Origin of the sequence: Synechococcus sp. W65.1 (assembly GCF_047461615.1) — a bacterium.
In the GTDB taxonomy this organism is placed as follows: Bacteria; Cyanobacteriota; Cyanobacteriia; order Thermostichales; family Thermostichaceae; genus Thermostichus.
The window spans coordinates 60,268-75,290 of record NZ_JANSHI010000004.1; the positions used below are offsets into that span (position 1 = coordinate 60,268).

Genomic DNA, 15,023 nt, shown 5'->3' on the forward strand with positions numbered 1-15,023 from the left:
CCGTGTTGCCCCATGTCTTCCTCCTCTCCGGGATCCCCCCATCCCCTCAGCGCTCTCTTGGGGTCCACCTTTGCTGCCGGCCTAGGCTACGGTTTCCTGCAATTGCTGCTCTCAATGCTGGCCAAGCTGCCGCCTGTTGATCTAGACAGCGGATCCCTGGCACGGGGAGTCGGCATTTTGGTGCGCTACCTGTTGGTGGGCTCCGTTTCTCTAGTTGCCTTCATGTTTGTCATGGTAGGCTTGGGGCTGGCGGCCTACTCGGTGCAACTGCTGAGGGAGCGGCTGACCTCTTCCCGGCACCGGTCTAGCCTCTAGCTGGAGCGCGCTGGCCAGGGTGCGTCCTTCCCGCGTGTAGAGCTGCCAGTAGTTCCAGTAGTTGCCGAACACCGCCTTGACATAGCCGCGGGTTTCGGCAAAGGGGATCTGCTCCACAAACTCGTCGGGATCCTCAAAGCCAAATTGGCTCAGCCACTTGGCGACGTTGCCGGGACCGCCGTTGTAGCTGGCCAGGGCCAGCAGGGTGTTGTCTTGATAGGCCCGGTGGGTGTAGTCGAAGTACCAGGATCCCAGGCGAAGGTTGTCGGCAGGGTTGGTGAGGCTGTACTGGGCTAGGCCAATTTTTTGGGCAATCCAGCGGCCGGTGGCAGGCATCACCTGCATCAAGCCCAGCGCTCCTGAGGCCGAGACGATCTCCGGCTCAAAGCGGGATTCCTGGCGAATCAAGGCCGCCACCATCAGGGGATTGAGGTTAAACTGTTGCGCCCAGTGGGCCAGGCCAGGCTGGGCATGGGGATCCCTCTCCCACCTGTTCTCGGGGCTGGCGTAGTAGTGCAGCGGGTAGAGGGCCTGCCAGAAGTCTTGCCGTTGCCTTAAGCTCTCCAGCAGCGGATCCGCCTCGGTGCTAAAGCGCAGGGCAGCCACCTGGTTGATGCCCCGCAGGTGCTCGCCGGCGTTGTTGCGCAAAATGCCACTTGCAAAGCGCTCGGCCACACTCATCTGGCCCGCATCCCGTTTCTGCAAAGCCATTTCCCCCTGCCAGCGCTCCCAGGCCATTTGGCTAGCGCCGAGCAAATGCAGGGCCTGGGTGGCCTCGGAAACAGCAGGCAGAGGTTGGCGAACCGGCTGGAAATCCACTTCAACCCTTTGGCGCCCGCTGGAGAAATCTCCTACTGGCCAGCCCAGTTGCGCCGCCGCCCGCCAGCCGTAGTAGGTGCGAGGAAATCGCTGCAGCACCTGCTGATAGGTTTGCCGCGCCGCCGCCATGTCCCCCAGTCGTTCCCGCCATTTGCCTGCCCAGTAAAGTAGTTGCGCCCCCATTTCCGTATCCCGCTGGGCCAAGCCAATCTGCTGGGCCACAGCAATAGCTGCCCTCAGGTTGCCCGCCTGCGCCTGGCGCCAAGCCACTGTCCAGGCGGCGTTGGCTGCTGCTTCGCTGGCCGGGAAGCGCTCCCAAAGAGCCTGCCGCACCGCTTGGGCCAACTGGGGACTGTTGTTGCGCTCATGAAGCTGGCTGAGGCTGAGGAGAGCCTCTGGGGCCTCTGGATCCGAGCCGGATCCCACCTGGCGAAGTAACTGGATTGCCGTCGGCAGGTCGCTCAGCTCGGCCAGGCGACGCCGGGTGAGGGAGGCCTCTGCAGCGTTGGGAAATTGCGCCAGTAGCGCTTGGTAGGCGGCCCTGGCCTGGGGAAACTCCCCCGAGATCTGGTGGCTGCGGCCCCAGCGGTAGAGGTTCTGGGGGGTGGCAGGGGCGTACCTGTAGGCGCGGGCGGCTTTGCCGTACTCCCGTTGCTCCCAGTAGGCATCGGCCAGGATCTGCCAGTCGGAGGCCGTAAGGGATCCCTCTTGGGCTTGCCGCCAGCGATCCAGGAGGGGGGTTAACCCAGGGGTTTGCGGGTGATGTTGGGCCAAGTCCCGCAGCAGGTCATAGTGGTTGGGATCCTGCTCCAGCAAGTGCTTGAGGGCGCGAGCAGTCAAGGGGTGGGTGGGAAATTGCTGCCGCAGTTGCTCCACCTGGCCTATTCCCCAAAGAGCATAGGCGGCTACAGGACTGTGGGGGTACTCCTGCAAAATCTTGGGCCACCAGACCCTCTGAGCAGTTTCTCGATCCCCCAGCTTTTCGTAGGCCTGGGCCCTGAGCTTCCAAATCTCATCGGTTAGAACGGGTAGCTTCTCTTCCAAGCCTTGCAAGTCCTCCAGGGCCGCTTGGGCTTGGCCGGCCTGCAAAGCTCTGTAGGCGCGCAAAAAGGCCGCGCCAGCAGTCGAGCTCAGGGGTGCTGGAGGCACTGCTGCCATCTCGACAGGTTCTGCCCAGGTGTAAAAGCCCCAAAGGGCACCGCTTAGCGCTCCGCCTGCGGCTAAAGCGCCAACAACCCATCGCCGCCAGCGTCCTCGGTTGCTCATTGGGATCCCCATGCCTTTACGATACTCAACGGCAAAGTCTCGAGCTCCTTACCGGCTGGGAGCCGGTCCTCAAGGGGAAGCGCTCCAGTTTTTGATCGCAACTGGCTCGATGGGCTCTGCCAGGGGAAACCCCAGGATCTGGGCATAGAAGTAAAGCTCTGCCTCCAGGGCCCGTTTGAGGTTGGCTGCCTGGCGAAAGCCGTGCTGCTCTCCAGCAAAAGGCACGTAGGCCACTGGGATCCCTTTGGCCTGTAGGGCAGCCACCATCCTCTCCGCCTGGTTGGGAGGGACGATGGCGTCTTCCAGGCCCTGAAAGAAGATAACCGGGCAATTGAGGTCCTCTAGGTGGTAGATGGGAGAGCGTTCCCGGTAGAGATCCTGCCGCTCCGGGTAAGGGCCGATGAGGCTGTCGAGGTAGTGCGACTCGAACTTGTGGGTCTCTTTGGCCAAAGCTTCCAGGTCGCTGATGCCATAGTAGCTAGCGCCGGCCTTAAAGACGTTGTGAAACGTCAAAGCCGCCAGGGTGGTATAGCCGCCAGCGCTGCCGCCGCGAATGAGCAATCGCTCCCCGTCCACCCGGCCTTGTTGGGCCAGAAACTTGGCCCCAGCGATGCAATCTTCCACGTCCACCCGGCCCCATTGGCCCTTGAGGGCCTCCCGATAGGCCCGTCCATAGCCGCTGCTGCCGCGGTAGTTGACATCCAAAACGGCAATCCCGCGACTGGTCCAGTACTGGATCCCGAGATCGAGTACAGCTGGCGTTGCCCCTGTGGGCCCACCGTGGCTTTTGACCAAAAGAGGCGGCTTCTCGCCGGCAGAGGCCACGAAGTCGGGGTTCTTGGGAGGATAGAAGAAGCCGTAGGCCACTGCCCCGCCTGAGGTGGGAAAGGCGATGGGCTCGGGGATCGACAAATACTCTGGATCGACTGCCACATGGCTGGAGCGGGCCACCACCTCCAGCTGTCCAGACGGCAAATGCAAGCAGACTAGGGCAGGGGCTTCGCTAGGGGAGGCGGCCAGAAAGGCAGCTTTTTCGCCGCTAACTTGGAGGTTGTGCAGCTCGGTGTAGGACAAGGGGATCTCCTGAAGCTCTCCTGAACGGGGATCCAAAAGCGCCAGGTGGCAGAGCCCCTCTTGGCGATAGATGGCCAGGATCCGCCCGTCCTCACAAAAGCCGTAAGTGCTCAAGCCAAACACCCACTGGGGTTCTCCAAACTCGGCTTCCATAGGGCAGAGGGGAAGGGGGCCCTGGGGATCCCAGCGGTAGAGGTTCCACCAGCCGCTGCGGTCAGAAACCAAGTAAAGCTCCCCCTGCGGTGACCACTGGGGCTGGAAGATGGACTCAGCCGGGCCGCCGGCCAGTTTCTGGGGCTCTCCCAAACTGCCGTCGGGGGCAACCTCAGCCCGCCACAGCTCCGTGCCGTCCCAGGGCATCTGGGGGTGATCCCAGGTCAGCCACACCAGGGCTTGACCGTCTGGGCTGAGCCGCGGGCTGGCGTAGAAATCGTGGCCCCCGGCCAAAACCTGCTGAGCTCCGCTTTCAAGGTCAATGGCAACCAGCGTGTTTTCTGGCTCTCCCTGGCGGCTATGATCCTCGCGCACACAGAGAATGCGCCGGTGCCTCCTGTCCACCACCCCGTCGGCATAGCGGTAGGGGCCAGCTTCGGTGAGGGGCCGGATCTCCTCCCCTGGGGACAGGTAGTACAGCCGTTGATCGGCAAAGTTGCAGAAATACACCACTCCCTCAGAGACCCAGTAGGCGCCGCCACCGTACTCGTGGACTCGCGTGCGCACGTTAAAAGGCTCCGGTGTCAGCTCCTCCACCTTTCCGTTAGCCAAGCGCCGCCTCAGGACGTTGCGTCCTTTTTCCTGGGGCCGGCCCTCGATCCAGTAGAGATCCTGCCCTTCCCAGACCGGTTGTCCCAGGCGCAGGGATCCGGCTACCACCAAATCCGCGCTAATCGGGGACCGCCAGGATCCATAGCCAGCCTGTTGCACCATTTCTGCTCTGATCCAGGTCGATGCCTTCTTTTTCTACCATCCCGCCAGAGAGAAGGATCTCCACAGCCGTGACTTCCCCCCGAGCTGCAGGTACCTAGCCCTCAGCGTCGCCTAGGCAAAATGCCTGCCAGAAAAGACGCACCGGCAAGCGTACTAGCCAAGCTAGTCCAGGTCAAAGCAGGATGCTCGTTGTGCCCCAAAGCACCGTTTGCGCTACGCAAACGCAAGGGATCCCTGCAAGAGGGAGTATTCTACTGCTCCCGCAGGCAGAAATCTGTCAGGATCGAGCAAGAGAGAATCTCACGCCCGTGGCTGCTCCCATTCACGTCACCGCCGAGCCCTGGCTGCACACCTACAGCGAGATTATCGACGTGCGCTCGCCAGTAGAGTATGCTGAAGACCATTGGCCAGGGGCCATTAACCTGCCTGTGCTCGACGATGCGGAACGGGCGGAGGTGGGCACGCTCTACAAGCAGGTGGATCCCTTCACAGCCCGCAAGCGGGGGGCCAGCCTGGTGGCCCAGAACATCGCCCGTCACCTGCAAACCCACTTTGCTGACAAGGACCGGGACTACCACCCCCTGATCTACTGCTGGCGGGGAGGACAGCGTTCGGCCAGCTTGGCCTTGGTGTTGTCCCAGGTGGGCTGGCAAGTAACTGTCTTGCAAGGCGGATACAAAACCTACCGCGCCTGGGTGCGTCGGCAACTGCAGACCTTGCCCCAGCAATTTACCTACCGAGTGCTCTGTGGGCCAACGGGGAGCGGCAAAACCTTGTTGCTCCACTATCTCCATCAGCAGGGGGCCCAAGTCCTGGATCTGGAAGAGCTGGCCTGCCATCGGGGATCCCTTCTGGGGGCCGAGTGGGGGAGGCCCCAGCCCAGCCAGAAGAGCTTTGAAAGCCAGTTGGTCCAGGTCTTCCTCAAGTGGGATCCCGCCAAGCCAGTTTGGGTGGAGGCAGAGAGTGCCAAAGTGGGCCAACTCCACCTGCCCCCTGCCCTTTGGCAAGCCCTCACCCAAGCCGACTGCATCGAGGTGCAGTTGCCCCTAGAGGAGCGCGTGAAGGGGTTGATTGCCCACTATCCCCACTGGATAGCCCATCCCCAGGCGCTCAAGGAGAAGTTGCTGCCCCTAAAAGCCCGCTATGGCCGAGCGCGTCTGCAGCGCTGGTTTGAGCTCATCGACGCCCAAGACTGGCCGCAGTTTGTCCGGGAGCTGCTGCTGCAGCACTACGACCCCACCTACCAGCACGGCCTACAGTGGAACTTCAATCGTATTCGGGCTCGGCTTGAGCTGCCTGACCTCTCCGAGACCACCCTTAAGAAGGCTGCCACCTACCTCCTCGAGGGGCAGTTTGAGGTTGGCCTGACGGGGATCCCTGCACTTCAATCTCCCAGCCCGCCTCTAGCCTGGATATTAAGATAAGCAAATCAGCACCCAAAGAATTGTCTGGGCCTGAGCCTCAAGGGAGGCTTGCAGTTGGTGCAGAAGTCTCCAGGGTGCCCCTCTAGGTTTAGCAGGAGTGCATGTGAGGAAAGTCGGGCAGCTCCAGTCAGCGCAGCGACGCAACTTAGGCGTCCTGTTCGTAGCCGGCTGGCTCTTTTGGGCCAGTTTGTCCTCGCTGATACCCACCCTGCCCCTCTATGTCCGGGATGCCGGCGGCACTAGCCAACAGGTGGGCTTGGTGATGGGATCCTTCTCCGTTGGGCTGCTAGCCTTTCGGCCTTGGTTGGGGCGCCTGGCAGATGGCTACAGCCGTCAGATTGTGCTTCTTATCGGCATGGGGGCAGCAGCAGTGGCTCCCTTGGGGTATTGGCTTTCGGACTGGATCCCATGGGTAGCGCTGGTGCGGGCCTTCCATGGAATTAGCATTGCTGCTTTCGCCACTGCCTACGTGGCTCTGGTCGCGGATCTTGCCCCCGAGGAAAGACGCGGCGAGATCCTAAGCTTCATGAGTTTGGTCAATCCTCTGGGTATTGCCATTGGCCCCGCTTTGGGGGGCTTTTTGCAGGAACTGGCTGGCTATGGGCCCCTATTTTTCTTCGCCGCTTTGCTGGGAGGGGTGGGCTTTCTCTGTACCTGCGCCGTCCAAGAGCAGCGGCGGGAACAAGGGGGATCCCTGGCCTGCAAGGGGGCCTTCTGGAGCCTTTTGCTTCACCCGAAGGTGTGCTCCCTCACGGGAGTGATGCTGCTGGTGGGGTTGGCCTTCGGCACCCACACAACTTTTGTGTCTCTGTTAATGCAGGAGGCTGGAGTTCCCTTGAATCCAGGTCTTTTCTACACGGCCGTGGCCTTTGCCAGCTTTGGCGTGCGCCTGCTCACGGGTCCCGCTTCCGATTGCTACGGGCGGGGGCCATTTATCGCTCTTAGCTTGGCCACCTATGCGCTGGTTATGGGAGTGCTGCTTGTAGCCAACAGCGCTTGGGCCTTTCTGGCTGCTGGGATTGGGGTGGGATCGAGCTTTGGCACCCTGATCCCGCTCATCTCTGCCCTTGTAGCCGACCGCTCTGAGCCAGCAGAGCGCGGGCGCCTGTTTAGCCTGGTGATGTGTGGGTTTGACTTGGGCGTGGGCCTGGCAGGGCCTCTTCTCGGCACCCTGGCGGTTGGGTCTAGCTATCGAATCCCGTTTGGCTACGCCGCTCTCCTGGCCTTTGCCTCTTGGGTCTGTTTTGTCTGCTTCTGCAACGGCAAGCTGGTCTCCTCCCTGCGCTTTGCTCTAGGCTGGGAGCCGGATCGCTACAGGTGGCAAGACAAGTCCCCTCAGCGGGATCCCGCTAACTTTCCCTCGCCTCTTGCCCTATCCTAAGCTGAGGTGGCTGGAGAAACCCTAGCTAGATGAAAGCACGGCGTTGGCTTGCCTTCCTCGGATCCCTGCTGCTGGGCCTCTGGGGGGAAGAGGTGGAAGGCGCTTGGGCGGTAACGGTGCGGGTTCAGTTGGCTGATACCACCACTCCTTTGGTGGTGGGGGTTTCTCTGCCTGCCCGGCTGACCAATGGTCGCGGAGAGGTGTTGGCAGATCTGCCGCCCCTACGGGGGTTTTGGGCCCGCCCCAGCCGCCGGGGAGTACACCTGCACGAGGCTGTGAGCCCAGTGCTGTTCATCGAGCCGCCGGAGGGGGGTCTTGTGGCAGTCAACGGCCGTTGGTATTCCGGCAAGGTGCTCTTGATGGGCTACAACCGCGTGCAAGCCATCAATTACGTTCACCTCGAGGACTATGTGGCCAGTGTAGTGGAAGCTGAGATGGGAGCCCGCTTCTTGCCGGAGGCCCTGAAGGCGCAGGCGGTAGCTGCTCGCACTTATGTCCTCTACCACCGCAATTCCCGGCGCTGGTTTGATGTGTTTAGCGACACCCGCTCCCAGGTGTACCGCGGCCTCTCGCAGCGCTCGGCAGCCGCCCTAGAGGCAACACGGGCTACCCGCGGCGTGGTCTTGGTATATGGAGGAAAGTTTGTCAATGCCATGTACAGCGCCAGTGCCGGAAGCCGAACTGTGGGAGTGGACGGGATCCCTTACCTGCAGAGCCTGCCGGACTTTAGTCCCTACCCCAAGTTTGGCCATGGCATTGGCATGAGCCAGTGGGGTGCCCAGGAATTGGCCCGCCGGGGCTGGAGCTACCGCCAAATTTTGGCCTACTACTACCCAGGCGTTAGACTTGCCCGCTTGCCAGACTAAGACGTTCCTTGAGGTCTTTTGAGGGAAGGGGGGAAATGCCGCAGAATAGGGATGGCTATCCCCGCTTAAGTTTGCTTGCGCACCTCACCATGAACGAAACGACTTCCTACGATCCAGCCACAGCGGCCCCTGCTGGGGATCCTGCTGCTCCCAAAACTGCCGCGGGCTCTGAAAAGGGATCCCTTGGCCGCCGTCTCCGCCAATTGCTGGGCATGAAGGGGGCGGAGGTAGAGTCTCGCTCCGTCTGGCAAGTCCACCTGCAACTGATGAAGCCGGTTACCTGGATCCCGTTGATGTGGGGCTTGATCCCAGGAGCGGCTTCCTCTGGCCACTTCACCTGGACTTGGGAGAACGTGGCGCTAGTCTTGGCGGGCATGGTCCTAGCCGGCCCTCTGATGGCAGGTTACACGCAAACTCTGAACGAGTACTATGACCGCGACATCGACGCCATCAACGAGCCCTACCGCCCCATCCCTTCCGGGGCCATTTCCCTGCGGCGGGTGGTCATCCAAATCTGGGTGCTGCTGATCCTGGGGCTGGCGCTGGCCTATGCCCTCGACTGGTATACTGGCCACCCCTTCCCGGTGATTACCGGCATTGCCCTGGGGGGAGCCTTGCTGGCCTACATCTACTCGGCGCCGCCCCTGAAGCTGAAGCGCAACGGCTGGCTGGGCAACTACGCCCTGGGCGCTAGTTACATCGCCCTGCCCTGGTGGACGGGCCACGCTCTATTTGGTGAGCTGAACTGGACGGTCTGCATCCTAACCCTCCTCTACAGCTTGGCGGGCCTGGGGATTGCCGTGGTCAACGACTTCAAGAGCATGGAGGGGGATCGGCAGTTTGGCCTGGCCTCGCTGCCGGTGATGTTTGGCGCCATGGGGGCAGCCTGGATCGCGGCGCTGATGATCGACCTGTTTCAGCTTGGCATGGCCGCGTTTTTGCTGGGAGCTGGTCTAAAGCTCTACGCCGCGGTTTTGGTGCTGCTCATTCTCCCCCAGATCACCTTCCAAGACATGTACCTGCTGCGGGATCCGCTGAAGAACGACGTGAAATACCAGGCCAGCGCTCAGCCTTTTTTGGTGTTGGGCATGCTGGTGGTGGGACTGGCGTTGGGCCGCTCAGGGCTGTGGTAGTCAAGCCAAGGTGCCCATTCTGGCAACCGAGGTGACGGTTTCTGCCCTAGATTGCCCCCGCTGTCTGGGCCAAGATCAAGCCAGGGATCCCGCTGGGATGAACAGTGGGATGGCCCCAGGCCAAAGGAGGTGTTCGATGAAGCTGTTTCTTCCCCTCCAACTTAGCCTGAGCCTGGCTTTGCTCTTGGGGACTGGCGCTCCTGCCCAGGCACAGCGGATTGTTACCGACGAGCGTGGGATTGTGGTTGAACCCAGCCCAGGTGGCCTGCTCATTCCCAACCAGCCGCTTTTTGCTCCGATCCCACCCGGGAGAGTTCCTTTTTCCATCGATGCAGAGGGCCAAGTGGTCTCTGCCCCTGGCTATCGCTGCAGTGCCGCTACCGCTGCCGACAACTCTCCCATCCTCTGCCGATCCCAGTTCAACCCTAGCGAGGTGGTGGTGTACGAGCGGGATGGCCGCCCCAACACCTTCTTTGCCGACAACGTGAACCGGCCCACCGGCAGCGGCCTGCGGATTCTGCCCAACCCTGGGCCAGGGCAGTCCTCCGGTAGTGGCCTACGCATTATCCTCAACTAAGAGGCGAGGAGCGTCCAGCCCGCCTTGCTTCCAGTTCCTGCAGGATCTGCCGATGGCGCTGCCGGGTAATGGGGTAAAGCCACACCAGCCAAATGCCGCCGATCAAAGCCACTGCCGGCAGGGGGCCGATGGCGAGGCGGATGGCCAGCAAGGCTGATTCGGGCTGGGAAGGCAGAGGCTCTCCAGCTACCGAAGGGATAAAGCCAGCCCAATCTAGAACTTGCCCCAGGAAAAACAGCCCCAGCCCCAGGCCTACCTTTTGCAGGAACACCATCAAGGCATAGAAGATCCCTTCCCGCCGCTCCCCGGTTTGCAGCTCGTCCAGGTCAATGACATCTGGCAACATCGACCAAGGCCCGAGGTAGGCCGTGGCTGAAACCCCTGCTCCTGCCAACAACGCCAGCGCAATCATGAGCTGCTCCTGGCCGGGCTGTAGGAAGAACAGGCCTGCCTGCGCGATCAACCAGAACCCCGCCCCGATCAGGTACATGGCGCGCTTGCCTAGCCGGGCGCTCAGTCGCGTCCAGGCAAACAGGGTCAGCACGGCAACGCTCTGAACCGCCAGCACCACCAGGGAAATCCACACCTCGGGCAAGTCCATCCAGAAAACGATGAAGTAGGGGATGATGGTGGCCGTAAACTGAAATGCCAGCCAGGAACACAGGTAGATGCCGCTTACAAATAGATAGGGGCGGTTGCTGAGGGCCACCCCCAACTGCTGGAGCAAAGGCAGCGGATCCCGCCAGGACTGATGCCGTTCCCGCACCCCCCAAAAGCAAAGCACTAGAGGCAGAGTGGAGATCACCCCAAAACAGCTCCCTGCCAGCAAATGCCCACTAGCTCGATCCGGCAGCAGGTTAACCAAGAGGGGAAAGGTGGCCACCGCAACCATGCTGCCCCCCACCGAGAAAGCAAAGCGGAATTGGTTAAGCTGGGTGCGCTCGTCGTAATCCTGGGTCAGCTCCGCCGTCAGGGAGGCATAGGGGATGTTGGCAGCCGAGTAGAAGGCGTTAAACAGCAGCGACACCGCCAGGTAGTAGGCAAACAGAAGCCCAGTTCGACCGGGAAAAGGGATCCACCACTGCGCTACAAAGGTTAGGCCAAAAGGGATGGCTGAAAACAGGAGCCAGGGGCGGCGGCGACCCCAACGGCTGCGAGTGCGGTCGCTGAGGAGGCCGATGATGGGATCGTTGATGGCATCCCAAAAGCGGGTGAGGGCGGAGATGCTGCCGGCCAAGCCTGCTGCCATGCCGACGGTGTTGGTGAGAAAGGGCAGCAGGAAAAAAATGAGGATACTGGCCGTCATGCCCGTGCCCAGATCCCCCACCCCGTAGGCCAGCTTTGTCTGCAGGCTGAGTTGTTGTCTGGTCATCATCCCCCCTGGAATGCCAGGATTCCAGTGTAGGGGGTATGGGGATCCCTTTAAAGCTCAGGGTCTTCTCCCAGCTCTCGGAGCCGCTGGGCCAGTCGTTCGGCCCGGGAGCGTTCTAGGTCCGCCCGCTGCCGCTCCATTTCTGCTCTCTGCCGTTCCAACTCTGCCCGCTGTCTCTCCAACTCTGCCCGTTGCCCCTCTAACTCCGCTGCCGTGGGCAACAATTGCCCTGCTCTGTCGTACCAGCGCACCCAAAAGCGTTCTCGCCCCTCGTAGGATCCCCACCACCGACCGATGCTCAAGTCCAAATCGGGCAACAGAATTGGGGGATGTTCCCCAGCGCCTGAGCCGGGGAGCAGCTCATAGTGTCCGCCTTGGAGCTGATAAACGTTCAACTCACTGGTCTCTAGCTCGAAGGTGACGTAGTAAGGGATCCGCAGCCGCCTTTCATAGAGCTGGAACTTGGCTTGCCCGGGTTTTTCTTCCCCCAGGTCGTTGCAAATGATCTCCAAGATGAGGACAGGCAAGATATTCCCTTCATCCCAAACCACATAGCTTTTGCGGGCCGTGCCATCCCGCCAACGAGGAACCCCTAGCACTAGAAACAAATCTGGAACAACGACCTGCCGGGGTAGGGCGTAGTAAAGGCCCATATTGCAAGCCACAAAAAAGTCTTGCCGGTCTGACCAGTGCAGCAGCAGCGGTTCCCGCAGCAGGGGGTATTGGCGGCCTTGATCCTCGTTGTCCAAGGGAGTGTCATCTGTGTCGGGCAGGTCGTGCTGGGTGGGCCAGCGATAAGGGGTAACGGTCATGGTCAGGGGGAAGCAGTACACCTCCACTCTAGCAATGGGTCAGGCCTGCATCTGGCTCATCGCCTCCAGATCCAGTACCTTGGCCACTTCTTCCGGGCTCATCAAGTTGCGCTCCAACAGGATCTGGCGGATGGGCTTCCCGGTTTCCAGGGAGATCTTGGCCACCTCTGCCGCCTGCAGGTAGCCAATGTAGGGATTGAGGGCAGTCACCAAAGCCAGGGTTCCCTCGGCATAGCTGCGACAGCGATCTGCCTGGGCCTTGATGCCGCGGACGCAGCGCTCAGTAAAGACGCGCAGGCTGTTGTTGAGGATCTGCAAGCTATGCAGGAGGTTATAGGCAATCAGCGGCATCATCACGTTGAGCTCAAATTGCCCTGCCTGAGCTGCCAAGGTGATGGCGGTGTCTAGCCCGATTACCTGAAAGCAGACCATGTTCAGCATCTCAGCTATCACCGGGTTGTACTTGCCAGGCATGATGGAGGAGCCAGGCTGCACGGGTGGCAGTTGGATCTCTTTGAGGCCAGTTTTGGGGCCAGAGTCCATCAGGCGTAGGTCGTTGGCCACTTTGATGCCGTCTTGGGCCAGGTTGCGTAGGGATCCCGACAGGTGCACAAAGGGAGCCATGCTCTGCATAGCCGCCATGGGATGGGGAGCCGGTGCGAGGGGCAACTGGGTGTACTCTGCCAGCCGCTGCACCACCTTCTGCCGGTACTGGGGATGGGTGTTGAGGCCAGTGCCCACGGCGCTTCCCCCTAGCCCCAAGCTGCACAGGGCTTGGCTGGCCTCCTCGATCCACTGACGATGTTGGGCAAAGATGGCTGCGTAGGCGCCAAAGCTGTCGCCCAGCCGCACCGGCACCGCATCCTGCAAATGGGTGCGGCCCGCCTTGAGGATGTCGCGAAACTCCTGGGCCTTTTGCTCCAGCGCCGCCACCAGGTTGTCCAGCGTGCCCAAAAGATCCCGCCGCACCCGCAGCAAGGCCGCTAGGCGAATGGCGGTGGGAATGACATCGTTGGTGGATTGGCCGTAGTTGACATGGTCGTTGGGGCTGACCCGCTCGTACTTGCCCTTGGGCTCCCCTAGGATCTCCAAAGCCCGGTTGGCCAGCACCTCGTTGACGTTCATGTGGTGGGAGGTGCCTGCCCCGGCCTGGTACACATCCACCACAAACTGATCCCGCAGGGATCCCTGCAGGATCTCATCGGCTGCTTGAACAATGGCCCTGGCCACCTCCACTGGAATGCAGCCTAGCTCGCCGTTGACCTCCGCCGCCGCCTTTTTAATCAGCACGCAGGCTTCCACGTACTCTGGCAGCGGCTTGAGGCCGCTGATGGGAAAATTCTCCAGGGCGCGGGCCGTTTGAATGCCGTAGTACACCGACTGGGGCAGTTGCCACTCCCCCATCGAGTCTCGTTCGCTGCGCACCTGTGAAGGCATGGCCATTTGGCTGGCTTAGCTGGCGGGGTTGGATCCCTTTTCCTGCAAAGCAGCCAACTGCTGGCTGAGGCGCTCGTTGTTTTCCGCCAAGACCAGCACCATGGCTGCACAGGCCAAGTGAACTGCCGCCCGAAACTCTGCCGAAGTCTTATACTGGGCCAACGCCTCGCTGTCGCCTTCGCGGGGGCTGAGGATCAGTTGGACGGACTTTTGAGCCAGCTCTTTCAGTTCTCGTTCCGTTAAACCCAGTTGCACCGCTTTTGCCCTCCCTGTAAACTAGAAGGCTAACTTTGCCCCACCCTCTTTGCCAGCAGGGCTGCCACCTGGCTATCCTACCGCAGTTGTTACCCCAATCCAGCAGTATTTTTCCCGTGGGCAAGCCCAAAGCTTCTAGAAAGAAACAGGAAATACCGGCTAGTATAAGTGCAGAAGCTTCTGCCCTTCTGGCCAATAACAGGGTTTTTTGCCCATTGGCCGGCAGCGGCGCAAAGTAAACTAAATTCTGTTGTTCGTTCAGAGAGAGGAGAACTTGTCCGTCGAACGTCCACTTGACCCCTCTTCCCCCAAGCAGCGCGCAGAGCTGCCCGCTATCAACGAGCGGATTCGCTTCCCCAAAATCCGTCTCATCGATACCGATGGCACCCAGCTGGGGATCATGAGTCCTCAGGAAGCGCTGCGCATAGCAGAGGAAAAGGATCTGGACTTGGTCTTGGTGAGTGACAAAGCGGATCCTCCTGTCTGCCGCATTATGGACTACGGCAAGTTCAAGTTTGAGAAAGAGAAAAAAGAACGGGAGGCCCGCAAAAAACAACACACTGCCGAGATCAAGGAAGTGAAGTTTCGTTACAACATCGGCGAGCACGACTACCACGTGCGCCTGCGGAGTGCCCAACAGTTCCTGGGGGAGGGAGACAAGGTGAAGGCTACGGTAATGTTCCGTGGCCGCGAGGCACAGCACGCCGAGCTGGGGGAAGAGTTACTGCACCGCTTGTTCAGAGACTTACAAGAGGTGGCGGAAATGCAGCAGCCTCCCCAGAAGGAGGGTCGGAACATTACGATGATCCTTGCTCCTAAAGCTGCTCCTAAAAAATCAACCTAAGGAGGGATCCTACCCATGCCCCTTGCTGTTGGGGATCCTGCCCCGGAGTTTACCCTGCCGGATGCCGAGGGTAGGCCGATTAGCCTCAGCCAACTGCGGGGCCAGCGGGTGGTGCTCTACTTCTACCCACGGGACAACACTCCCGGCTGCACCAAAGAAGCCTGCGGCTTTCGGGACACCTATGCCGACTATCGAGCCCACGGGATTCAGATCCTGGGGGTGAGCCCCGACGATGCCCGCTCCCACCAAAAGTTTGCCCAGAAGCTGCAACTGCCCTTTCCGTTGTTGGTGGATGAGGGGGCTAAGGTGGCCACTGCCTACGGGGTCTACGGCCCGAAAAAGTTCATGGGCAAAGTCTACAACGGCGTCCACCGCACCACCTTCGTTATCGACCCGGAGGGGAAGATCGAGGCCGTTATCACTAAGGTCAAGGTGGAAACCCACGCGGCAGAACTGCTCAAGCAGCTAACCGGCTCCTAGCCTTTGGAGCTCAGCAGAGTTTTTGCTGGTGGATCCCGCCC

General features: G+C 60.9%; 14 protein-coding genes. 8 read left to right on the forward strand and 6 right to left on the reverse strand.

The annotated features are described in order from the left end of the window. Positions 1 to 12: 12 nt before the first annotated feature. The gene (locus NW806_RS03415) at positions 13 to 315 is read left to right on the forward strand and encodes a DUF3082 domain-containing protein (RefSeq protein ID WP_414410021.1); all 303 of its coding nucleotides are present in this window, start codon (positions 13 to 15) and stop codon (positions 313 to 315) included. Here the strand turns inward: NW806_RS03415 and NW806_RS03420 are convergent. Together NW806_RS03420 and NW806_RS03425 are read right to left on the reverse strand one after the other, a co-directional pair. After that, positions 211 to 2,400, reverse strand: coding sequence for a transglycosylase SLT domain-containing protein (locus tag NW806_RS03420; protein ID WP_414410022.1), 2,190 nt, complete (start codon positions 2,398 to 2,400; stop codon positions 211 to 213). The genes NW806_RS03415 and NW806_RS03420 overlap by 105 nt on opposite strands. A gap of 69 nt (positions 2,401 to 2,469) precedes the next feature. Then, a complete protein-coding gene (locus NW806_RS03425) occupies positions 2,470 to 4,401 on the reverse strand; it encodes a S9 family peptidase (protein WP_414410023.1) in 1,932 nt (643 codons plus the stop codon). Between the two features lie 308 nt (positions 4,402 to 4,709). On the opposite strand from NW806_RS03425, the gene mnmH reads away from it, so the two are divergent. The 5 genes from mnmH (at position 4,710) to NW806_RS03450 (ending at position 9,782) form a co-directional block, all read left to right on the forward strand. Continuing rightward, positions 4,710 to 5,825, forward strand: coding sequence for a tRNA 2-selenouridine(34) synthase MnmH (gene mnmH / locus NW806_RS03430; protein WP_414410024.1), 1,116 nt, complete (start codon positions 4,710 to 4,712; stop codon positions 5,823 to 5,825). A 103-nt stretch (positions 5,826 to 5,928) separates the two neighbouring features. After that, positions 5,929 to 7,206 carry an MFS transporter gene (locus tag NW806_RS03435; protein ID WP_414410025.1) on the forward strand — a complete coding sequence of 426 codons (1,278 nt, stop codon included), beginning with the start codon at positions 5,929 to 5,931 and terminating at the stop codon, positions 7,204 to 7,206. A gap of 29 nt (positions 7,207 to 7,235) precedes the next feature. After that, complete coding sequence (locus NW806_RS03440; RefSeq protein WP_414410026.1) at positions 7,236 to 8,072, forward strand: SpoIID/LytB domain-containing protein; 837 nt, start codon at positions 7,236 to 7,238, stop codon at positions 8,070 to 8,072. 89 nt (positions 8,073 to 8,161) lie between these two features. Then, entirely contained in the window at positions 8,162 to 9,205 is a 1,044-nt protein-coding gene (gene chlG, locus NW806_RS03445; RefSeq protein WP_414410027.1) for a chlorophyll synthase ChlG, read from the forward strand. Between the two features lie 136 nt (positions 9,206 to 9,341). Then, entirely contained in the window at positions 9,342 to 9,782 is a 441-nt protein-coding gene (locus NW806_RS03450) for a hypothetical protein (RefSeq protein WP_414410028.1), read from the forward strand. On the opposite strand, the gene NW806_RS03455 is transcribed toward NW806_RS03450, so the two are convergent. Genes NW806_RS03455 through NW806_RS03470 form a run of 4 tightly spaced genes read right to left on the reverse strand, consistent with a single transcriptional unit; the run spans position 9,775 to position 13,658 of the window. Further along, the gene (locus NW806_RS03455; RefSeq protein ID WP_414410029.1) at positions 9,775 to 11,154 is read right to left on the reverse strand and encodes an MFS transporter; all 1,380 of its coding nucleotides are present in this window, start codon (positions 11,152 to 11,154) and stop codon (positions 9,775 to 9,777) included. The two genes, NW806_RS03450 and NW806_RS03455, sit on opposite strands and share 8 nt — an antisense overlap. A gap of 50 nt (positions 11,155 to 11,204) precedes the next feature. Further along, on the reverse strand, positions 11,205 to 11,966 hold the full coding sequence (locus tag NW806_RS03460) for a Uma2 family endonuclease (RefSeq protein ID WP_414410030.1): 762 nt from the start codon (positions 11,964 to 11,966) through the stop codon (positions 11,205 to 11,207). A gap of 39 nt (positions 11,967 to 12,005) precedes the next feature. Next, complete coding sequence (locus NW806_RS03465) at positions 12,006 to 13,409, reverse strand: aspartate ammonia-lyase (protein ID WP_414410031.1); 1,404 nt, start codon at positions 13,407 to 13,409, stop codon at positions 12,006 to 12,008. Positions 13,410 to 13,418: 9 nt separating this feature from the next. Continuing rightward, the gene (locus tag NW806_RS03470; RefSeq protein ID WP_414396133.1) at positions 13,419 to 13,658 is read right to left on the reverse strand and encodes a hypothetical protein; all 240 of its coding nucleotides are present in this window, start codon (positions 13,656 to 13,658) and stop codon (positions 13,419 to 13,421) included. Between the two features lie 274 nt (positions 13,659 to 13,932). Between NW806_RS03470 and infC the strand changes: the two genes are divergently transcribed. Next, entirely contained in the window at positions 13,933 to 14,502 is a 570-nt protein-coding gene (gene infC, locus NW806_RS03475; RefSeq protein ID WP_414396131.1) for a translation initiation factor IF-3, read from the forward strand. 15 nt (positions 14,503 to 14,517) lie between these two features. Then, a complete protein-coding gene (bcp, locus tag NW806_RS03480) occupies positions 14,518 to 14,982 on the forward strand; it encodes a thioredoxin-dependent thiol peroxidase (protein WP_414396129.1) in 465 nt (154 codons plus the stop codon). Positions 14,983 to 15,023: the final 41 nt, after the last annotated feature.